The organism is Stenotrophomonas sp. STEN031, assembly GCF_056759975.1.
Map to the genome: position 1 here is coordinate 127610 of NZ_JBRREA010000006.1, position 20083 is coordinate 147692.

21 protein-coding genes are annotated in these 20083 nt (G+C 67.6%); 16 read left to right on the forward strand and 5 right to left on the reverse strand.

Annotated elements, in window-relative coordinates:
• Positions 1 to 1014 (forward strand): cytochrome d ubiquinol oxidase subunit II, encoded by a 1014-nt coding sequence (gene cydB, locus ACVOLQ_RS04490; protein ID WP_312367186.1) that lies wholly within the window; start codon positions 1 to 3, stop codon positions 1012 to 1014.
• A 112-nt stretch (positions 1015 to 1126) separates the two neighbouring features.
• A complete protein-coding gene (locus tag ACVOLQ_RS04495) occupies positions 1127 to 2473 on the forward strand; it encodes an AMP-binding protein (RefSeq protein WP_481527227.1) in 1347 nt (448 codons plus the stop codon).
• A 49-nt stretch (positions 2474 to 2522) separates the two neighbouring features.
• Here ACVOLQ_RS04495 and ACVOLQ_RS04500 read toward each other — a convergent pair whose 3' ends face one another.
• Complete coding sequence (locus ACVOLQ_RS04500; protein ID WP_481527228.1) at positions 2523 to 3533, reverse strand: chorismate transformation FkbO/Hyg5 family protein; 1011 nt, start codon at positions 3531 to 3533, stop codon at positions 2523 to 2525.
• A gap of 198 nt (positions 3534 to 3731) precedes the next feature.
• Between ACVOLQ_RS04500 and ACVOLQ_RS04505 the strand changes: the two genes are divergently transcribed.
• The 8 genes from ACVOLQ_RS04505 to fabG are packed head-to-tail and all read left to right on the forward strand — an operon-like array spanning position 3732 to position 10132.
• Positions 3732 to 4001 carry a phosphopantetheine-binding protein gene (locus ACVOLQ_RS04505; protein ID WP_481527229.1) on the forward strand — a complete coding sequence of 90 codons (270 nt, stop codon included), beginning with the start codon at positions 3732 to 3734 and terminating at the stop codon, positions 3999 to 4001.
• 5 nt (positions 4002 to 4006) lie between these two features.
• On the forward strand, positions 4007 to 4729 hold the full coding sequence (locus ACVOLQ_RS04510) for a ketosynthase (RefSeq protein ID WP_313174121.1): 723 nt from the start codon (positions 4007 to 4009) through the stop codon (positions 4727 to 4729).
• Positions 4730 to 4780: 51 nt separating this feature from the next.
• The gene (locus ACVOLQ_RS04515) at positions 4781 to 5080 is read left to right on the forward strand and encodes an ApeI family dehydratase (RefSeq protein WP_313174120.1); all 300 of its coding nucleotides are present in this window, start codon (positions 4781 to 4783) and stop codon (positions 5078 to 5080) included.
• Positions 5077 to 6027 (forward strand): LpxL/LpxP family acyltransferase, encoded by a 951-nt coding sequence (locus ACVOLQ_RS04520; RefSeq protein ID WP_481527230.1) that lies wholly within the window; start codon positions 5077 to 5079, stop codon positions 6025 to 6027. The genes ACVOLQ_RS04515 and ACVOLQ_RS04520 overlap by 4 nt, the downstream gene beginning before the upstream one ends.
• On the forward strand, positions 5957 to 6616 hold the full coding sequence (locus tag ACVOLQ_RS04525) for a LolA-related protein (protein WP_481527231.1): 660 nt from the start codon (positions 5957 to 5959) through the stop codon (positions 6614 to 6616). The genes ACVOLQ_RS04520 and ACVOLQ_RS04525 overlap by 71 nt, the downstream gene beginning before the upstream one ends.
• Before the next feature lie 11 nt (positions 6617 to 6627).
• Complete coding sequence (locus ACVOLQ_RS04530; RefSeq protein ID WP_481527240.1) at positions 6628 to 8952, forward strand: MMPL family transporter; 2325 nt, start codon at positions 6628 to 6630, stop codon at positions 8950 to 8952.
• Positions 8939 to 9370, forward strand: a complete 432-nt coding sequence (locus ACVOLQ_RS04535) for a hotdog family protein (RefSeq protein WP_481527232.1) — start codon at positions 8939 to 8941, stop codon at positions 9368 to 9370. Before ACVOLQ_RS04530 ends, ACVOLQ_RS04535 begins: the two co-directional genes overlap by 14 nt.
• Before the next feature lie 30 nt (positions 9371 to 9400).
• The gene (gene fabG, locus ACVOLQ_RS04540; RefSeq protein WP_481527241.1) at positions 9401 to 10132 is read left to right on the forward strand and encodes a 3-oxoacyl-ACP reductase FabG; all 732 of its coding nucleotides are present in this window, start codon (positions 9401 to 9403) and stop codon (positions 10130 to 10132) included.
• 10 nt (positions 10133 to 10142) lie between these two features.
• On the opposite strand, the gene ACVOLQ_RS04545 is transcribed toward fabG, so the two are convergent.
• The 3 genes from ACVOLQ_RS04545 to ACVOLQ_RS04555 are packed head-to-tail and all read right to left on the reverse strand — an operon-like array spanning position 10143 to position 12923.
• Positions 10143 to 10931: a glycosyltransferase family 2 protein gene (locus ACVOLQ_RS04545; protein ID WP_481527233.1), complete on the reverse strand. Its 789-nt coding sequence runs from the start codon at positions 10929 to 10931 to the stop codon at positions 10143 to 10145.
• The gene (locus tag ACVOLQ_RS04550; protein ID WP_481527234.1) at positions 10924 to 11718 is read right to left on the reverse strand and encodes a beta-ketoacyl synthase chain length factor; all 795 of its coding nucleotides are present in this window, start codon (positions 11716 to 11718) and stop codon (positions 10924 to 10926) included. Before ACVOLQ_RS04550 ends, ACVOLQ_RS04545 begins: the two co-directional genes overlap by 8 nt.
• A gap of 5 nt (positions 11719 to 11723) precedes the next feature.
• Positions 11724 to 12923: a beta-ketoacyl-[acyl-carrier-protein] synthase family protein gene (locus tag ACVOLQ_RS04555; protein ID WP_313174160.1), complete on the reverse strand. Its 1200-nt coding sequence runs from the start codon at positions 12921 to 12923 to the stop codon at positions 11724 to 11726.
• A gap of 241 nt (positions 12924 to 13164) precedes the next feature.
• Here ACVOLQ_RS04555 and ACVOLQ_RS04560 point away from each other — a divergent pair, with 241 nt between their 5' ends.
• Together ACVOLQ_RS04560 and ACVOLQ_RS04565 are read left to right on the forward strand one after the other, a co-directional pair.
• The gene (locus ACVOLQ_RS04560) at positions 13165 to 13440 is read left to right on the forward strand and encodes a YcgL domain-containing protein (RefSeq protein WP_481527235.1); all 276 of its coding nucleotides are present in this window, start codon (positions 13165 to 13167) and stop codon (positions 13438 to 13440) included.
• The gene (locus ACVOLQ_RS04565; protein ID WP_481527236.1) at positions 13433 to 16774 is read left to right on the forward strand and encodes an ankyrin repeat domain-containing protein; all 3342 of its coding nucleotides are present in this window, start codon (positions 13433 to 13435) and stop codon (positions 16772 to 16774) included. Before ACVOLQ_RS04560 ends, ACVOLQ_RS04565 begins: the two co-directional genes overlap by 8 nt.
• Before the next feature lie 68 nt (positions 16775 to 16842).
• On the opposite strand, the gene ACVOLQ_RS04570 is transcribed toward ACVOLQ_RS04565, so the two are convergent.
• The gene (locus tag ACVOLQ_RS04570) at positions 16843 to 17271 is read right to left on the reverse strand and encodes a hypothetical protein (protein WP_313174107.1); all 429 of its coding nucleotides are present in this window, start codon (positions 17269 to 17271) and stop codon (positions 16843 to 16845) included.
• A 143-nt stretch (positions 17272 to 17414) separates the two neighbouring features.
• Between ACVOLQ_RS04570 and ACVOLQ_RS04575 the strand changes: the two genes are divergently transcribed.
• The 4 genes from ACVOLQ_RS04575 (at position 17415) to ACVOLQ_RS04590 (ending at position 19990) form a co-directional block, all read left to right on the forward strand.
• Positions 17415 to 17663, forward strand: coding sequence for a hypothetical protein (locus ACVOLQ_RS04575; RefSeq protein ID WP_313493432.1), 249 nt, complete (start codon positions 17415 to 17417; stop codon positions 17661 to 17663).
• Positions 17664 to 17772: 109 nt separating this feature from the next.
• Complete coding sequence (locus tag ACVOLQ_RS04580; RefSeq protein ID WP_481527237.1) at positions 17773 to 18687, forward strand: bestrophin family protein; 915 nt, start codon at positions 17773 to 17775, stop codon at positions 18685 to 18687.
• Positions 18688 to 18717: 30 nt separating this feature from the next.
• Positions 18718 to 19707 (forward strand): porphobilinogen synthase, encoded by a 990-nt coding sequence (gene hemB, locus ACVOLQ_RS04585; RefSeq protein WP_481527238.1) that lies wholly within the window; start codon positions 18718 to 18720, stop codon positions 19705 to 19707.
• A gap of 1 nt (position 19708) precedes the next feature.
• A complete protein-coding gene (locus ACVOLQ_RS04590; RefSeq protein WP_313174099.1) occupies positions 19709 to 19990 on the forward strand; it encodes an SHOCT domain-containing protein in 282 nt (93 codons plus the stop codon).
• The last annotated feature ends 93 nt before the right edge of the window (positions 19991 to 20083 follow it).

Sequence of the window (20083 nt, forward strand, 5' to 3'; positions counted from 1 at the left end):
ATGGAGATGACAACCTGGCTGCCGGTGGCATGGTTCGCGGTGATTGGCTTCGGCGTGCTGATGTACGTGGTGCTGGATGGCTTCGTGCTCGGCATCGGCATCCTGGCGCCGTTTGCCGAGGACGAGCAGCAGCTCGACGTGATGATGAATACCGCCGCGCCGATCTGGGACGGCAATGAAACCTGGCTGGTGCTCGGCGGCGCAGGACTGATGACGGCGTTTCCGCAGGTGTATGCGGTGTTGCTTTCGGGCCTGTATCTGCCCGTGTTGTTGCTGGTGATGGGACTGGTGTTCCGTGGCGTGGCCTTCGAGTTCCGCTTCAAGGCGCACCGTTCGCGTGCGTTGTGGAGCGTGTCGTTCGCGCTGGGCTCGCTGCTGGCTTCGTTCGCGCAGGGCGTGATCCTGGGCGCGCTGGTGCAGGGCCTGCCGATGCAGGATGGGCATTACAGCGGCGGTGCATTCGGCTGGTTCAGCCCGTTCTCGATGCTGACCGGGGTGGCAGTGGTCACCGGCTATGCGCTGCTTGGCAGTACCTGGCTGATCCTCAAGACCGAGGGCCGGGAACAGGCGCTGGCGCGCTCGCTGACGCGGCCATTGATGGTGGCGGTGATCGTGTTCATGGGGTTGGTGAGCACCTGGCTGCCGTTCCTGCAGTCGCGGGTGATGGAGCGCTGGTTCAGCGACGGCAACTTCTGGTGGCTGTCGCCGGTGCCGCTGCTGACCCTGGCCGTGGCGGTGGCGCTGTGGCGCAGCGCCATGCATCCACGGCGCGATCTGCCGCCGTTCCTGCTGACCCTGGCGCTGTTCGTGCTGGGCTTCATCGGCCTGGTACTGGGCATGTGGCCCTACCTGCTGCCGCCGCACCTGACCCTGTGGCAGGCCGCCGCACCGGCGTCCTCGCTGGGCTTCAGCATGGTCGGGCTGGTGCTGCTGCTGCCGGTGATCCTGGGTTACACGGTGTGGTCGTACAAGGTTTTCCGCGGCAAGGTCACGGCTGAAACCGGCTATCACTGAACCCCGGTGACATGGCCCGGCTTGCCAGCCGGGCCGCGCAGGGCCAAGCTGGCCGCCCCGTTGTGGCCGACGTCGCGATGGGCTGTCCATCGAACGAGGTCCTGGTAGTCGCATGTCGGTTGTTCCCGAGCAGTTGTCATCCCCGTCCCGGCACCCGCTGGCCAATGGTGGCCTGCAGCGCTTGCTGGCGGTCGGCGCGGACAGGTCGATCGATCTGCAGACCTTCTTCGCGCATGTACGTGGCGTGGCCGCACTGCTGCCGGCGGGCCAGCATGCGGTCAACCTGTGCGACGACCGCTATCGCTTCCTGGTCGCGTTCTGCGCGGTGGCACTGCGCGGTCAGGTGAACCTGCTGCCTTCTTCGCGCGCGCATGCGGTCGTCGCCGATGTGCAGCAACGCTATCCGCAGACCTACTGCCTGGCCGACGATGCCCAGCAGGCGTTGCCACCGGGCAGCTTCGTCCTGCCAATGGAATTGCCGCGTCTTGACGGCGTGCTGCCGCAATTGGCGGATACGCAGCTGGTGGCGATTGGTTTTACTTCCGGCAGCACCGGTGCACCCAGCGCCAACAGCAAGACCTGGGGGTCGTTCCTGACCAGCACCGCGCAGAACCTGCAAGCCTTGCAGGACCTGTGGGGCGAGGCGCAGCCGGCGCTGGTGGCAACGGTGCCGTCGCAGCACATGTATGGCATGGAGATGGCGGTACTGCTGCCCTTGCTGGCACCGGCAACGCTGCAGGCAGGGCGTCCGTTCTTTCCGCAGGACGTGGTGCTCGCGCTGCAGCAGGTGCAGGCACCGCGGGTGCTGATCACCACCCCGGTGCACCTCAAGGCGCTGGTGGAGTCGGGCGTGGGCTTGCCGCCGCTGGCCGGCATCGTCACCGCCACCGCGCCGCTGTCGCAGGAACTTGCGGCAGCGGCCGAACAGGCTTTTTCCACCGAGGTGCGGGAGATGTTCGGCTCTACCGAGACCTGCATCTTCGCCCGCCGTCGCACCGCCAGCGAAACCGCCTGGAGCCTGCTGCCGGGTGTACGCCTGGAACCCCAGCCCGATGGCACGCGCGTGCATGCGGCGCACCTGCCCGCGCCGGTGAACCTGGCGGACCTGGTGGAACTGTTGCCGGGGGATCGCTTCGTGCTGCGCGGTCGGCGTGCCGATCTGCTGGAAATCGCCGGCAAACGCGCCTCGTTGGGTGACCTGACCCGCAAGCTGCAGGCCGTTCCCGGTGTGGTGGATGCGGTGGTGGTGCAACTGGCCGCCGAGCCCGGCCACGCGGTGGGTCGCATTGCCGCGCTGGTGGTGGCACCCGGGCGCGAGGAGGCCGACATCCTGCGCGATCTGCGCGAGTTCATGGATCCGGTGTTCCTGCCACGCCCATTGCGCAAGGTGGCGGTGCTGCCGCGCAATGACACCGGCAAGTTGCCGCGCGATGCGGTGCTGGCCTTGCTGGGGCACTGACCAGGCGCCACGCCGCGGCTGTTGCTGCGGCGCCTCTGCCTGAAGGCTGTCAGGCGTCGTGGACGCCGTCGATCTCGACCCGCAGGTCGCGCCGGCATACCGCGGCATGCAGCACGATGTACGGCACCTGCGCCGGCAGATGCAGGGCCAGCGCCGCGCGCACATCGCCGATTTCAGCCGCATCGCGCACATAGACCTTGAGCCGGCTGCCCTCGCCGAACTGCGCTGGCAAGCTCGGCCGGTGCGCGCGGGCCGCGCCGATCAGGGCTTCAAAATTGGCAAAGGTTTCCTGCAGCTGGCGCTGCGTGCAGTCGCCATGCAGGGTGGCATGGCCGACCACGCTGGCGGTGCCCGACAGCAGCAGCGGCAGGCGGCTGCCGCCCGCGGCGAGCAAGGCGCGGGCGAAGCTGGGCGATTGCCGCCCGTATTGACGCGGGTAGCGGTAGGCGCTGACCTGGCGCGGGTTTTCCAGCGGCGTGCCGGCATCACGTGCGGCCAACCAATACACCTGCAGCACGCGCACCCCATCCAGCCGACCTATGGCGGTGGCGGCGGGCAGGGTGGCGGTGTCGATAGCGCCGATGCCGCGTGCTCGGCCGACGCAGAATTCGCGGTAGCGCTCGTTGTCGGCTTCGCCTTCGGTGATGGCATCCAGGTAGTTCCAGATCCGCAGCAGATGCGGATAGGCATGCGCCGACAATGCCTGCAGCATCTGGGCGTAGGCGTGTTCGGAGGCGCCGAGGATGCCGCCGTGCAGGTTTTCGTCTACTTGCAGGGCGCCGAACATCAGCGCACCGTCGCTGGCCCAGGCCACACCGTTGGCATCGCGGCCATGGCTGACCGGTTTGTCGCTGCGCCACACTTCCAGCTTGGCCACGCCGTCGGCCTGCAGGCCTACCTGCAGATAGCGCGGATCGTCACTGGGGGCCGCCGCGTCGCCGGCCTGGAAGCCGAAAACGGCCAGCACCTGCGGATCGGCCAACAGGGCCGGCAGCTGCGAGGGATCGGCATAGTCGATGTGCAGCGCGGCAGCCGCCGCCGGAGACGTCTGGGCATTCATCTCAGACCTCCGTGACATTGGTGGGCAGGCAGGTGGCGCGCAGGTGGAAGCGGCGGCGGGCGTGGAGCGGGGACGTCATTGCACGGCGTATCGGGCATCGCAGAGACGGCAATGATACCCCGCGCGTCTGAACTGTCATGCTTGCGCAACCGTCGGCGATGCCGGATCGTTGCGGGTCTATTTGCCGTGGGTATGGAAATGTCGCAACAAAATGAAGCCGAGCGCGAGCTGGCCGGGTTGCTGGTCGAGAGCCTGAACCTGGAAGACGTGGACCCGGCCCAGATCGATCCGGAGGCGGCACTGTTCAACGACGGGCTGGGCCTGGATTCGATCGATGCGCTGGAACTGGCGCTGGCCATCAGCAAGCACTATGGCTTCCAGCTGCGTTCGGACAACGAGGACAACCGCCGTATTTTCGGTTCCTTGCGGGCCCTGTCGGCGCATATCCAAGCCAACAAGACGGTCTGAACGGCGTGAGTGCCGCCAGCCCTGAACCCGGCCACGGGCCGGTGGCGCTGGCGCTGCGGGTGATCCTGCTGCTGGCCTATCCGGTGCTGTCGCATGTGGCCAGCCTGCGCAACGAGGGCATGTGGGCCGCGGCCGCCCTGGCCGGGCTGGTGCTGCTGTGCCTGCTGGAACCGCTGGCGCGGCGGCAGGCGTGGGCATGGGGCCTGCTGGCGGCCAGTTGTGCGTTGTTGTGGTGGCTGGGCGGTTCGGCCTGGGCGTGGATGCTGCTGCTGGCGCCACCGGTGGTGTTTCCGCTGCTGGTGGCCTGGGGTTTCGCGCGCTCACTGCTGCCCGGGCGGATTCCGCTGATCACCCGCATCGTGCAGGCCCTGTACAGCCGCGCCGGCATGCCGGTGACCGCGGCACTGGAGCGCTATACGCGCCGCCTCAGTGCTGCCTGGGCGCTGGTGCTGGTGCTGCTGGCGGCGGTGAATCTGGGCCTGGCGATGAGCGCCGTCCCCGACGGTCTGCTGGCCGCCTTCGGCATCCAACCGTGGTGGCCGGTGACCCATGAACAATGGTCGTGGTGCGCGAACATCGCCGACTGGGGCCTGATCGGTGGCTTTTTCGCAGTGGAGTACGCCGTGCGTTCGCAGTTTTTCCCGCAGCGGCCCTACCGCAATGCCTGGGATTTCCTGCGCCAGATGGGCCAGCTGGGCCCGGCGTTCTGGCGCGACCTGCTGCGCTGAAACACAAGGCTGCCGGTATCCTGTGTGCCAAAGTCGCCGGTACAGCATCTGATGCAGTTCAGTATTCCCTCCGATCATCCCTGCCTGCCCGGGCATTTCCCCGGTCGGCCGCTGGTGCCTGGCGTGGTGGTGCTGGAGCAGGTACTGCAGGCGGTGGCGATCGAGCAGGGGCAGGCGGTCGGCGCGTTGCGCCTGCCGCAGGTGAAGTTCATGGCACCACTGCTGCCGGATCAGCAGGCACGGGTGGAGCTGGAAGGCCAGGCGCCACGCTGGAAATTCCGCGTGTTGCGCGAGGACCAGCTGCTGGTGCGTGGCGAGCTGGTGTTGGTCGAAGGCGACGCAGGCGCATGAACGAGGCGGACTGGAAGCATCGTCCCGAAGGTGGCGGACGGTTCGCCATTCGTTTGATCGGCGGCATCGCGCGGCATGGCGGGCGCGGCATCGCGCGCGCCTGCCTGTACCCGATCACCCTGTATTTCTACTGTGTGCGGGGTGCCGAACGGCGCGCGTCCGCCGATTACCTGCGACGCCTGCGCGGGCGTCCGGCGCGTGCGCTGGAAGTGGCCCGGCATATCCATACCTTCGCCGCCACCATCCTGGATCGGGTGTTCCTGCTGGCCGGCCGCACCGCCCTGTTCGACATCCGCAGCAGCGGTACCGAGCCCTTGCTGCAGCAGCTGGACCAGGGGCGCGGGGTGCTGGTGTTCGGTTCCCACCTCGGCAGCTTCGATGCGCTGCGGGTACTGGCCAGGATGCGCCCGGACCTGAAGCTGCGGGTGCTGATGGACCGCGCGCACAATGCCGCCATCACCGAACTGCTGGCCGAACTCGACCCCAAGCTGGCTGATTGCATCATCGATGCCGCACAGGACGGCACCGCGATCGTGCTGGCCATCCAGCAGGCATTGGAAGATGGTGCGATGGTGGCATTGCTGGTGGACCGGGCGCGTCCCGATGAACCGGCCGTCGCCGCCCCGCTGCTGGGCAGTGACGCTGCGTTTCCGGCAGCGCCGTGGTTGATCGCCAACGCATTGAAGGCACCGGTGGTGCTGGCCTTTGGCCTGTACCTTGGCGGCAACCGCTACGACCTGCGCTTCGAGTCATTCGCCGAGGTGGTGGATATCCCGCGCCGCGGCCGGGCGGAGATCCTTTCCACGCTTATCCACCGTTATGCCGGCAGGTTGGAGCATCACCTGCGCGAGGCCCCTTACAACTGGTTCAATTTCTATGATTTCTGGCATCCCCAAGACCGTGCGACGGCTGCTCCCGTGCCTGCTGACCGGCCTGCTGGCCAGTAGCCCCGTCCTGGCCAGTGGCATCGATGCCACATGGATACTGCGGCAACTGGCGCAGCCGGCACCCAGCCAGACCAACTTCGTCGAACTGCGTGGCTCGGCATTGCTGAAGGAGCCGCTGCGGGTCGAAGGCCAGTACCGCCGCCCGGATGCCGGCACGCTGGTCCGCGAGGTGCGCACGCCCTATGCAGAGACAACGACCATCGCCGATGGCCAGGTCAGCATTGCCCGCGCCGGCAAGCCGCCGCGGGTGTTTGCGCTGCAACGCGTGCCCGAACTGGCCGATCTGCAGGTCAGTTTCGGGGCGATGCTGGCCGGTGATCTGGCCGCGTTGGAGCAGAACTACCGCCTGCAGGCCTCCGGCAGTGCGCAGCGCTGGCAACTGCAGCTGACGCCCAAGGCAGAGGCCTTGGCCCGGCGCGTGCGGTCGGTGATCCTGCACGGCCAGAACGCTGAACTGCGCTGCATCGAAACCCAGCCGGCCAAGGGCGAGGTGCAGCGCACCTTGCTGGGCGGTGCCGCCACTGCCGCGGCCGCCGTTCGCGACGCCGCCGCGTTGAATGGGCTGTGCAGTGCCGGTGGCACGCGTTGAAGCTGTCATCCATGCAGCGCATCGGCCTGGCCATTGCCTGGTTGCTGCTGCTTGGCGTGCTGGGCATGTGGATCAGCAGCCGAATCCAGGTCAGCGGCGACCTGCGCAAGTTCATGCCCGACGCACGTACGCCCGCGCAGAAGCTGTTGCTGGATGAACTGGGCGAAGGCCCGGGTGCGCGGCTGTTGCTGGTCGCACTGTCCGGGGCCGCACCCGAGCAGCTGGCGCAGCAGTCGCGCGCGCTGCGTGAAGCGTTGGCTGCCGATGCGCAGTTCGAGCTGGTTGCCAATGGTGAGCAGGCCGGGTTGGAGGCATTCCCCGAGCGTCTGCTGCCCTACCGCTATCTGATCGATGCATTGCCGGCAGATGCGTTTTCCAGCGCCCGTCTCGGTGAAGAACTGCAGGCACGCCTGCAGGACCTTGGCTCGCCTGCCGGTGGTTTGATCGAACCCCTGCTGCCTTCCGATCCCACCCTGCAGGTGCTGCGCGTGGCCGAGGCCCTGCAACCAGCCAATGCGCCGCAACGTATCGATGATGTCTGGTTCGATCGCGCCGGCAAGCAGGCGTTGCTGCTGGTGCAGACCCATGCGGCCGGCTTTGATCCTGGCGCCCAGCAACTGGCGGTGGATACGATCAACAACCGGTTTGTCGGCATCGCCGCTGCCAGCGGCAGCCGCATCGAGCTGAGCGGGCCGGGCGCGTTCTCGGTCAAGATCGGCAACCGCACCGCCAGCGAAGCGGGCATGATCGGCACGCTGGATACCATCGGCATGATCCTGCTGCTGTGGTTCGCCTACCGCAGCTGGAAAATGCCGATCCTGGGTTTCTTGCCGCTGGCCAGTGCCGGCTTGGCCGGGCTGTGCGCGGTGGCGCTGGGCTTTGATGGCGTACACGGCATCACCATCGCGTTCGGCTTCACCCTGATCGGCGTGGTGCAGGACTACCCCATCCACTTCTTCAGCCACCAGCGGCCGGGTCGCTCGGCATGGGACAACGTGCGCGCGCTGTGGCCGACGCTGGGCACGGGGGTGATCGCCACCTGCATTGCCTACCTGACCTTCCTGTTCTCCGGCGTGGATGGTTTGAAACAGCTGTCGGTGTTCACCATCACCGCACTGGCGACGGCGGCGCTGGCCACGCGCTATCTGTTGCCGGCATTGATTGACCCGGCAACACGCGATTTCGCCGACTCCGATCGGCTGGCGCGGCTGTGGAAGCACACCCAGCGCCTGCCACGGCCGCGCTGGTCACTGGCCGTACTCGCCGCGCTGGCGGTGGCGGTGATGGTGTTTGCCCCGGGCACCTTCTGGCAGAACGATCTGGGCCGGCTGACCCCGGTGGACCCGCAGGACCTGCAGCGTGATGCGCAGCTGCGCAGCGAACTGGGCGCGCCGGATGTGCGCTATCTGGTCACCGTGCGCGGCAGCGACGCACAGGCTGCGCTGGCCGCCAGTGAACGGCTGCGGCCGGCCCTGGATGCGCTGGTCGCCAACGGCGCGCTGGAGCGCTACGACATGGCGGCGCGTTATCTGCCCAGCGCCGCCGTGCAGCGCCAGCGCCAGCAACAGCTGCCCGATGAAGCCAGCCTGCGCGCGGCGCTGGCAACGGCGGTGGCGGGAACGCCGTTCATCGATGATGCGTTCGAGCCATTTGTCGCCGATGTGCAGCATGCGCGCCGTGCGCCGCCACTGCAACCGGCTGATCTGCAGGGCACGCCGCTGGCGACGGCAGTCGATGGCCTGCTGGTGCAGGGCAAGGATCACGCCATCGCGCTGGTCTCGCTCAGCGGTCTCAACGATGTGGCCGCGGTGGCCAGCACGGCGCAATTGCATGGCGCGCAGCTGCTGGACATGAAGCAGGCCTCCGAATCCCTTGTTGCCGACTATCGCAGCCGTGTGCTGGTCGCGCTTGCGCTTGCGGTACTGCTGCTGGCACTGACCGTTGGCGCTGCATTGCGCTCGTCACGGCGCGTGTTGCGGGTGCTGCTGCCGATGCTGCTGACGACCGTGCTGGTGCTGGCGGTGCTGCGCGGCCTGGGCGTGGAGTTGAACCTGTTCCACCTTATCGGCTTGATCCTCGCCGCTGGCCTGGGCCTGGATTACGGGCTGTTCTTCGAACACGCAGGCGACAGCCATGCCGACCAGCTGCGCACCCTGCACGGCTTGCTGGTATGCAGCGTGATGACCTTGTTGGTGTTCAGCCTGCTTGGCTTGTCCTCGATACCGGTGCTGCGTGCGATCGGCAGCACGGTGGCATTGGGCGTGGTCTGCAATTTCGTGCTGGCCCTGCTGATATCGCGGCATCCGCTGCAGGAGGTTGGCCATGCTGGGACGTGAGGAAATCCTGCAACTGGTCCCGCATCAGGGCGGCATGTGCCTGTGGGACGAGGTCGTGAGCTGGTCGGCGCAGGACATCGCGCTACGGGCGTTCAACCACCGCGATGCGGCGCATCCGCTGTGCGATGACGGCCAGCTGCGCGCAATCCACCTCTGCGAATATGGTGCACAGGCGATGGCCGTGCATGGTGGCTTGCGCGGGCGCGAACGGGGTGGCGCGGTGCTGCCGGGCGTACTGGTCGCGCTGCGTGACGTGCAGCTGCATGTGGCGCGCATTGATGACCTGGTCGATGCACTGGAGGCGACCGCGCAGGTGTTGGTGGAAGGCGAGGGCAGCCAGCAGTATGCCTTCCGCATCCATCACCGCAGGCAGTTGCTGGCAGAAGGCCGTGCCGCGGTGATGCTGCAGCTGCCATGAATATTCAATGAGACCTAGCGGAGCAAACCCCTGATGAGCAAGCAGCGACGTGCGCTGGTGACCGGTGGCAGTGGTGATCTGGGTGGCGCGATCTGCCATCGGCTCGGCAGCGACGGCGTGCATGTGATCGTGCATGCCAACGCCAACCTGGCGCGCGCCGAAGCGGTGGTGGCGCAGATCGTCGCTGACGGTGGCAGTGCGCAGGCGGTGGCCTTCGATGTTGCCGATGATGGAGCGGTGAATGCCGCGCTGGTGGCCCTGCTGGTCGATGGCCCCATCCAGATCGTGGTCAACAATGCCGGCATCCACGATGACGCGCCGATGGCCGGCATGGATGCGCAGCGTTGGCAGCGGGTGATCGATGTCAGCCTCAACGGTTTCTTCAACGTGACCCAGCCGCTGCTGTTGCCGATGGCGCGCACGCGCTGGGGGCGCATCGTCAGCGTATCGTCGGTGGCGGCCGTGCTGGGCAATCGCGGCCAGACCAACTACGCCGCGGCCAAGGCCGGCCTGCATGGGGCAAGCAAGTCGCTGGCGCGGGAAATGGCCAGCCGTGGCATCAGCGTCAACGTGGTCGCGCCGGGGGTAATCGAGGGCCAGATGGCGGCCGATGCGTTTCCGCCTGAGCTGATCAAGCAGACCGTACCGGCCGCGCGCGCCGGCAAGCCGGAAGAGGTGGCGGCGCTGGTGGCCTTCCTGTGCAGCGATGCCGCCGGCTATATCAACGGCCAGGTGATCGGCATCAACGGCGGCATGGGCTGAGCGTGGTCGCTCAGTTGGCGACGTCGGTGCTGTCGATCACTGGCGGATTCCTGCGGATGGTGCGGTAGACGCGCCAGACATGGCCATGCCGCAGCGCCAGCAGCACGATGTGGCTGGTGATGCGGTACAGGTCCTGCAGCGGCTTGAAATGGCTGGGGCGGAATTGTTCGTCGCTGTCGGCGCAGCGGTAGCGTGATTCGATCGGTACCGACACGCAGCGCGTGCCCAGCTGGCGCGCAGCCGAGATCACCACCTGTGCTTCGAACACGAAACCCTCGGCGGCGATGTCGCGCAGGGCGATCACCTCGGCCGGGTAGAAACGCTGCCCGCTCTGGCTGTCGGCCACCTGGTAATGCGTGCCCCAGGCGATGCCCCAGTCACCGAACTCGTTGGCCAGGCGGCGGTACAGCGGTTGCGATGCGCGCTTGCGCAGGCGCGCACCGATGATGATACAGCCGGGGTGGCGGTTGGCGCTGGCGAGCAGGCGCGGCAGGTCGGCGGCAACATGCTGGCCGTCGCCGTCCAGGGTCAGCACGCCGCGCAGGCCACGTCGGCTGGCTTCGGCAAAGCCGCTGCGAAGTGCCTGGCCCTTGCCCATGCGTTGCGGGTGGCCCAGTACCGTGACCGGCAGATCGGCGATGCAGTCGGCGGTACGGTCGGTTGAGCCGTCATCGATGACGATGACGTGCGGGTAGTACTGCAGCGCGCCTTCGACCACCTGGCGGATGCGCAGTTCTTCGTTCAGTGCCGGAATCACCACGGCGACATTGTCCGCGGACAGCGGGCCCGGTTCAGTCATGGCGGATGCCGATCTCCAGCCACTGCTGCGCGCCTGCGCGCATCCATAGCGTGTCCTGATCCATCGCCAGGGCCTCCAGCAGTGGCAGCACCGGGTGCATCGCATTGTCGGCAAACAACTGCGTCAGTGGGCCTTGCGGCACATCACGCAGGATCGCTGACGGTGCTGCGTCATGCAGTTTGAGCTGCAAGCCCGGCAGGCCATCGCATGGGCTGCGTGACAGCACGAAGGCGGCACCCAGCAGGCCGCTGCTGGGTGACACTTCGGCGGCCGGGCCACTGGCGTTGCCGTCATAGGCGACCAGCAGCACCGCTTCCTCGCCAGCCTGCAGCTGCACCATGGCTTCCAGCAGGCCCTGCGCGAAGCTGTCGTGGCCGGCGCTGATCGCGGTGGCCGCGACGTGTGCGCCGGCACCGATGGTCCAGTAGCCGGCGGCGGCGTTGTGCACCGAGTTGTGGAACCTGGTTGGCGAAATGGCAGCCGGGTCGGTGGCCAGGGTGGCGCACATGTAATCGGTGATGGTCAGCTCGCCGTGGGTGGAGGTGAACACCGACGGCAGGCTTGCCGGTGCGCGATCGGCCGCCTCACAGGCGGCCAGCGCGGCCTCCAGCGCGACCGCCACCGTGCCGGGTGCGCGGCGCCGCTCATTGGCAGCCAGCAGCTGCGGCGACGGGCGCGCCGGCGGGTCCTGCGGGCGTTCGCCCTTGCGCATCCAGGCACAGGCGCTGTCCCAGTCGGGCAGGCCGTTGCCCCAGAATCCGACACCTTCCAAGGTAGCTTCCAGCATCTGTCTCATCCTGCCTTGCCGAACACCAGCGCGCAGTTGTTGCCGCCGAAGCCGAAGGAATTGTTCATCGCGTAGTCGATCTCGGCCTGGGCATTGGCAAAGCGGATCTGCGGGCCGCAGGCCGGGTCGGGGATCTCGCTGTTCAAGGTGCCCGGCAGCACGCCGTCACTCAACGCCAGCAGCGCGAACACCGATTCGACGATGCCGGCCGCGCCCAGCGTGTGGCCGGTCCAGCCCTTGGTCGAGCTGGCATGCAGGCTCGGAGGGAACAGCGCGGCAACCGCAGCGGCTTCGATGCTGTCGTTGGCCGGGGTCGAGGTGCCATGCAGGTTCAGGTAACCCAGCTCGGCCGCATCGATACCGGCGCGTTGCAGCGCTGCCTGCATCGCCAGCCGTGCGCCCAGTCCTTCCGGATGCGGGGCCGACATGTGGTGTGCATCGCTGGATTCGCCATAGCCACGCAACTGCAGGGGCGTGGCCGGGCCTGCGCCGACACGTTCAAGCACCGCGTAGCCGCCGGCTTCACCCAGCGACAGGCCGACCCGGCGTGCGTCGAACGGTTGGCATGGCGTGGGTGCTACCAGCTGCAGCGAGTTGAAGCCATACAGCACGCTGCCGCACAAGGTGTCCACGCCGCCGACCAGGGCAGCGTCGGCCAGGCCGGCATTGATCAGGCGCGCGGCCTGGGCGAAAACCTTGGCGCTGGACGAGCAGGCCGTGGCAACGGTGACGCAGGGGCCGCCCAGCCCGGTTGCGGCCTGCACGAAATCGCCCAGCGAATGCGGGGTATGAATGCGTGGGCGCAGCATGTCGGGCGGGAAATGCAGGTTGCCGTCGGCATCGGCTTCAAGCCGGGCATAGGCTTCTTCGGTCGCGCCGATGCTGGAGGTGGAGGTGCCCATCACTACCGCCACCCGCGATGCGCCGTGGCGTTCACGCACCTGCTGCAGCGCTGCCAGCACGTCGTCCTGCTGCAACGCGAGCCAGGCCAGCTGATTGTTCCGGCAGGAGAACCCGGCCAGGTCCGGCGGCAACGTCACTTCCTCCAGGCCGGCTACGCGGCCGATCCAGCAGGGCAGCGGTTCATCACCGAAATCGTTCGGACGCAGACCGCTGCGCCGCGCGCGCAGCCCTTGTCGTTGCGCAGCCAGGCCCGCACCCAGCGCCGTGGTCGCGGTGTGGGCAAGGATGTTCAGCGGTGCCAGGCGTGGCGGTGATGCAGGCGACACGTTGTCTTCCAAGGGTTCGAAGGGGCGCGAGTATATCGACAGGTGGCTTCCCGTCGATCAGCCGGACCGCGGGCATACCCCCATCTCAACAGAATCTTGATGTAAATGAATGTATAAGACCGTGGCAAATCCCGCTGCGACGAGGCGCGCCGCCTTTCAACAGCGCCAGATTTCCGACACAATCTCTGACTCCCGATGCAGGGCAAAGCCCGCTGGCATGCAAGCTTACGTCTATAAAAGCCAACGCAAGCAGGACACCTACGTGTACCTCGCCAAGCGTGATGATTTCGATGTGATTCCGGCGGTGCTGGGTAGCACGTTGGCGCCGTTCACCTTCGTGCTGGAGGTGGCGCTGACTCCCGAACGTCGTCTGGCCCAGGCCGATGTCGCGCAGGTGCACGCCAACCTGGCCGAACGCGGTTTCCACCTGCAGGCACCACCGATGCCGTTGGCACCGGTGAAAATCGCCCGCATCGACGGTCGCGATGACTGAAGCATTACGTAGCCGTGTTGTTGCCGCCGCGCTGGGCCTGGGGGTGTTGCTGACCCTGGCCACGGCGTTCGGCGGCGTGGCCGCGGCTGTATGCGGGGTGCTGGCCCAGCCGGCCTTCGCGCTGGCGGTGTCGTGGTGGCGGCGTACCCGCAGCGTGACCCCGTCGCTGGCCGTATTCAAACGTGAACTGCCTGGCCTGCTGGGATTGTGGGCCGGCGGCGCGGCCATCGTTGCGGTGCTGGTGTCCTGGCCGTTGGCGGCATTGCACGACAGCGGCAGCCTGGCGGCGGTGCTGGCGCTGAGCATCGCGGTCAGCGTGGCGTTGTTGGCGCTATGGCGTACCTGGCCGCTATGGCAGGCGATGGAGCGTGAGGACAGCGCGCTGCGCACGCAATGGCAGGCCCTGAGCGGCCGCAGCCTGGATTCCTGGCATGGCCTGGGCGCGGCAGCGGTGGTGTTGCTGTTGTGTGCGGCCATCGTCGCCGCGGCCTGGCCGGGCCTGGTTGGTAGCGGCCTGCGTTGGCCGCTGGCCATTGCCACCGCCATCGCCGCGCCGCTGTTGCATTACCTGTTGCAGTCGATGCGCAGTGCGCCGGGCGTGGCTGCGGCGAAGGCCAGCGGCAATCCGCAGCCGGCCTTCGATCCGTTTGCCGAAGCGCTGGCCGAGCCTGCACCGTTGGAGCCGATCGCGCAGCACGAACTGGTGCCGCAGTTGTATGACGCCGCCCGTGGCGGCCGCATTGATCGTGCCCTGCAGTTGTTGGATGCCGGTGCCGATGCGCATGCGCCGGCGCCGGCCGAATCGCGCGACCAGCGCAGCCTGGCGGTACTGGCGGCGGTACTGCCGGACCTGCGGCTGCTGCGTGCGCTGATCAGCCGTGGCGTCGACGTCAACCAGGCCCACAAGGGCATGACCCCGCTGCTGGCGGCAACCCGCGACAGCTGGCACGGCCGTCCCGAGGCGGTGATGACCCTGCTGGCCAACGGTGCCGATCCGCGCACGCCGGACGCCGATGGCAATACCCCGCTGCACCACGCCGCGCGCAGTTCCGATCCCGGCGTGGCAGCCCTGCTGCGCGATGCCGCAGCCGAGATCGATGCCCTCAACAACGATGGCCACAGTCCGCTGGCGGTGGCCTGCCAGGCCGGCAACTGGCGGCTGGGCAAGTTCCTGCTGGAGCGCGGCGCCAAGGTGGAACCGGCCGATGGCGTGCCGGTGCTGGTCCAGGCCGCCGCCACCGATGACGATGACCCGGCCGGTGTGCAGCTGCTGCTCAAGCACAAGGCACGACTGGATGCGCGCGACCGCCAGCGTCGCAGCGCCCTGCATGAGGCCGCCGTGGCCGGCCATGTCGATATCGTCGAAACCCTGCTCAATGCCGGTGCCAATGTGGAGCCGCGCGACGCCGCTGGCCGCACGCCGTGGCTGGATGCCGCCTCGCAGGGACATGCCGGGGTGCTGGAGCGGCTGCTGGCGCACAAGCCCGATGTCCATGCCGTTGACGGCGAGGGCTGCAACGCGTTGCTGCTGGCCAGCCGTGCCGAGCATGTTTCGGCAGCGCTGATCCGCCGCCTGCTGGACCTGGGCATTAGCGCCGACGTGGTCGGCAGCGATGGCCGTCGCGCCATCGAACATGCCGCTGCCGCCGGCCGCTGGAGCATCGTCTCGCTGCTTGACCCGGGCTATTCATTACCTGCGGCCGTCAGCGATGCTGCCGCCAGCAGCGCCGAGGGTGCAGAAGGTGACGCCGTGCCGGTGCTCAACGACCGCGCGCCGCTGGCCTTGCTGCGCGAAGCGCTGGTATTCGGCAACGTCGACGGCATGGCACCCCTGGCCAAGCTGTGCGCGGCCGATGAACTGGGTGGACTGCTGCACGATCCGGAACTGGCCCTGCAGCCGCGCGTGGTCGATTGGCTGCTGGCGCAGGGCGCCGCAGCGGAAGTGCTCGATGCCTGCGGTGATACCCCGATGTTCGCGCTGCTGTCGCGTGGCGTCGATGCGATCCCGACCCTGCAGGTACTGCTGCAGCGGGGCGTGTCGCCGGCCGGCCGGGGTGGCCTGACCCGTTTCCTGGCTGCTTGCGCGCAGCACGACCACGGTGCGCGCAGCACCGAACAATTCGCGCTGGAACTGCTGGAGCGTGGCGCCGATCCGTTTGCCGCCTCGCCGGCCGGTGATCCGGCCTTGTCGCTGGCGGTACGCCTGGGCTGGCTGAAGCTGCAGCAGCACCTGCTGCTCAATGGCGTCGACCGCGAGGCGCGCGACAGCCATGGCATGACCGCGCTGCACCTGGCCACCGCACTGGCACGCGAGGCGGCGCTCAAGCAGCTGGTGCTGCAGGGCGCATCGCCGGATGCACGTGCGGCGGATGGACAGACGCCCTTGGGTGTTGCCCTGTCCAGCGGACGTCGCGATCTGGCCGACCTGCTGGACTGGCGTGGCTGGCAGCTGCCATTGCGCGCCCTGCGCGATGCCGACGTCGCGGCCGCGGCCATGGCCGGCGATGCCGATGCGGTACGCCGCCTGCTCAATCTTGGTTTTGCCGTCGACGCGGTCGATGCGCAGGGCTGCACCGGCCTGCTGCGTGCCGCCGGCGGTGGTCATGCGGCGGTGGTGGACCTGCTGTTGTCGCGCAGTGCCGACCCACAGCATGCGGCGGCCAGCGGTGCCACGCCGTTGTCGGCGGCGGTGAGCATGCGCCAGACCACGATCGTGGCCGCGTTGCTCAATGCCGGCGCCAAACTCGAACATCGCCTGCCCGGCGGCGTTACCGTGTTGATGCTGGCCGCGGCGCTGGGCTTGCCGGATATCGTCGCGCGCCTGCTCACTGCCGGTGCCGACGTGCATGCCGGTGACGACCAGCAGTTGGCGCCGCTGCATTGTGCCGCGCTGTACGGTTTCACTTCGCGTGACCGTACCCGCCTGCTGGCCCTGCTGGATACCTTGCTGCTGGCCGGTGCCGAACCGGACCAGGCCTCCGCCGGCACGGTGACGCCGTTGCTGTTGCTGCTGGGTGCACGCGCCGAACCGGGCACGGCCTGCGACGAAGGCGTGGTGCTGGCGGCCGTGGATCGGCTGCTGGATGAGGACGTATCGTTGGATGTACGCGACCCGCGCGGCTTCGGTCCGCTGCATCTGGCCGCACTGCACGGCCTGCCGCAACTGGTACAGCGGCTGCTGCGTGCTGGTGCCGATCCGGAGATGCGCGATGCGATCAACCGTACCCCGCGCGACATCGCCATCATGCGCGGCTTCATCGACGTGGCCGGTGAATTCGAACCGGCGGTACCCGGGGTATCGTCGATGGCGCGGTTCCTGCGCGATCACAGCTGACCACCACCGCATTGCCTGCAACAAGGGCGCCTCACGGCGCCCTTGTTGCATTACCCGGGCAGCAGGACTTACTTGCCTGCGCCCGGCGGTACCCAGATCGCCACGCCTGCGGCACGCTTCTGCTGGGTGGGGATGCCGACGCTGAGGCCGCCGGCGGTGTGGCGGCCATAACTGCCCGCACCCACCGACATGCCAACCGGCGAACCACCGGAACCCACGCCCATCAGGATCACCCCGTTGGCGCCGAGTGCGGCGGCCTCGCGCTTGAGCCGGGCAATCGCCGCATCGGTCTGGCCCTGGGTGCCGAAGCCGACCGCGCTGGAGGATTCGAGCTGGGCGATCTCCACCGAGCCGGCCGGCGGGGTGGAATAGATCTGCACGCTGGCCGGGTCCACCGGTGCGCGGGCCTGGCCAAGCATGACCTTGGAAGTGCTGGCGCAGCCGCCGACAGCCAGCGCGACGCCGAGTGACAGTGCGATAACGAGCGGAAGTTTCATGGTTTCACTCCCCGGTGATCGGTAATTGCGGATGATCCATGGCGCCGGCTGAATCTGTCGAGAACTTCCGGCCAGGGTGAAGGCCTTTTGCTCTGCACGTGTTCCCGGCTATCTTGCAGGCTGTATCTGGTGGAGGAAGGCACATGGGGCTGATCAGCCTGATTTGGGGAATTATTGCCCTGTTGTGGATGGTATTGGCATTCATTCCACTGCTTGGCTGGGGTAACTGGTTCCTGATTCCGTTCGCAGCCGTGGGGGCGGTCATCGCTGCCATCGGCCTGCTGTTCACCCATGCCAGCAAGCGCGGCCGGGCCAAGACCGGTCTGTTGCTCAATGCCATCGTCATTGTCGTCGGGGTGATCCGCCTGAGCATCGGCGGCGGCGTCATCTGATCGGGGCCACCGCCGTGCCGGCGGGGTACAGCCGGGGGGCGTAAAATGACACGGCTGGCCGGAAGCCCTCCGGCGTCGCTGGCCTGTTGCAGGCGTTACCGGCTTTCCGATGATCATCCGCCCCCGTCCCACTGGCTGGCAGCTGCTGTACATCCTGCGCGGCTCGATCGTGCCGGCCATTGCCCCCAAGGTGCTGGCGATCGGCGTGCTGGCAGTGCTGGTGGCGGCGTTCAGCCGCAGCTGGCACCCGTTGGGTGGGAGCGGTCTGTCGGTGGTGCCGTTCACCCTGCTGGGCCTGGTGTTGTCGATCTTCCTGAGTTTCCGCAACAACGCCTGCCACGACCGCTGGTGGGAAGGTCGCAAACTGTGGGGGCACCTGCTGATCGAATCGCGCGGTTTCGCCCGTGCGGCGGGCGCGCTGCTGGTTGCCGAACCACAGCTGCGTGAGCGCGGCACGCACCTGGTCATCGCGTTTGCCCATGCCCTGGCCGCGCGCCTGCGTGGGCGCGACCAGGCCGCCGCCTGCGCCGCCTGGTTGCAGCCGGACCAGGAGGCGCTGCTGGCGCGACGCAATATTGCCGACGCCGTGCTGGACCAACTGGCCAGCGAACTGGCCGTGCCCCTGCGCGAAGGTCGCCTGGATCCCTATCTTTACGCGCAGTTCGACGCGCGCCTGCAGGGCATGGCCAGCGTACAGGCCGGCTGCGAACGCATCGCCGGCACCCCGCTGCCGTTCGCCTATACCTTGCTGCTGCACCGCTGTGCCTGGCTGTTCTGCGTGCTGCTGCCGTTTGGCCTGGCCGGCGCATTGGGCTGGGCCACGCCGGTGGTATCGATGCTGCTGGCCTATGCCTTCTTCGGCCTGGACCAGCTCGGCGAGGAAATGGAAGACCCGTTCGGCACCGAACCCAATGACCTGCCGCTGGACGCCATGGTGCGTACCATCGAGATCGATCTGCTCGATGCAGTGGGCCACAGCCCGCTGCCCGAGCCACTGCAGCCCGAGGGTTACCGGCTGCAGTAAGCCCCGTTTCCGGAATCAAGGAGTACCGCGATGATCCACCCCCAGTACCGCCCGCGCCGCATGCGTCACGACGAGTTCTCGCGTCGGTTGATGCGTGAGAACACGCTCACCAGCAACGACCTGATCTGGCCGGTGTTCGTGCATGAGCTGCAAGGCCGCGCGGCGGTGGCATCGATGCCGGGCGTGGACCGCATGTCCATCGACGAACTGCTACGCGAGGCCGAACAGGCGCTGGAACTGGGCGTGCCGGTGATCGACCTGTTCCCGGTGATCGACCCGTCGCGCAAGTCGCTGGACGCGGCCGAGGCCTGGAACCCGGATGGCCTGGCGCAGCGTGCGGTGCGCGCGCTGAAGCAGCGCTTCCCCGAGCTGGGGGTGATGACCGACGTGGCGCTGGACCCGTACACCACGCATGGCCAGGACGGCATCATCGACGACACCGGCTACGTGCTCAACGACATCACCGTCGAGGCGTTGGTCAAGCAGTCGGTATCGCATGCCGATGCCGGTGTGGACATCATCTCGCCCTCGGACATGATGGACGGCCGCATCGGCGCCATCCGCACCGCACTCGACGAGGCCCGCCATATCAATGCGCGCATCATGGCTTACTCGGCCAAGTACGCCTCGGCGTTCTACGGTCCGTTCCGCGATGCGGTGGGCAGCTCGGGCAACCTGGGCAAGGCTGACAAGAAGACCTACCAGATGGACCCCGCCAACAGCGACGAGGCCATGCGTGAGATCGCACTGGACCTGGACGAAGGCGCTGACATGGTGATGGTCAAGCCGGGCATGCCTTACCTGGATATCGTGCGCCGGGTGAAGACCGAGTTCGGCGTGCCAACCTTCGCGTATCACGTCAGCGGCGAGTACGCGATGCTGAAGGCGGCCGCGGCCAATGGCTGGCTGGACGAGCGCAAGTGCGTGATGGAGACGATGATCGGCTTCAAGCGTGCCGGCGCCGACGGTGTGCTGACCTATTACGCGCCGCAGATCGCACGCTGGTTGAAGGAGGCGTGAGATGAATGTTCCCGGCCTTGAAGGCTACAACTGGGCGGTATGGCTGATCGGGGTGCTGCTGTTTGCAGTGGCGATTGGTGTGTTCATTGCTGCCATCGTGCGTGCCGGCAAGCGTCCGCCAGAACTGCACTCGGCGGCCGAGCGGCTGCAGCGTGAGGCAGCGCAGGGCAGTGATGTGGATGCCAAGCTGCGCGCGTTGGAGCAGCGCAGGCAGGCCGGGCAGATGGGTGAGGCGGAGTACGAGGCGATGCGTGCTGCGGTGTTGGCTGGCGTCAAGCGCTAAAAGCTCTAGAGCAGAAGCACCCCTCCCCAACCCTCCCCTTGGCCTGCGGCCAAAGGGAGGGGGCTGATCATGCGAGCTGGCAAATTGCCGTAC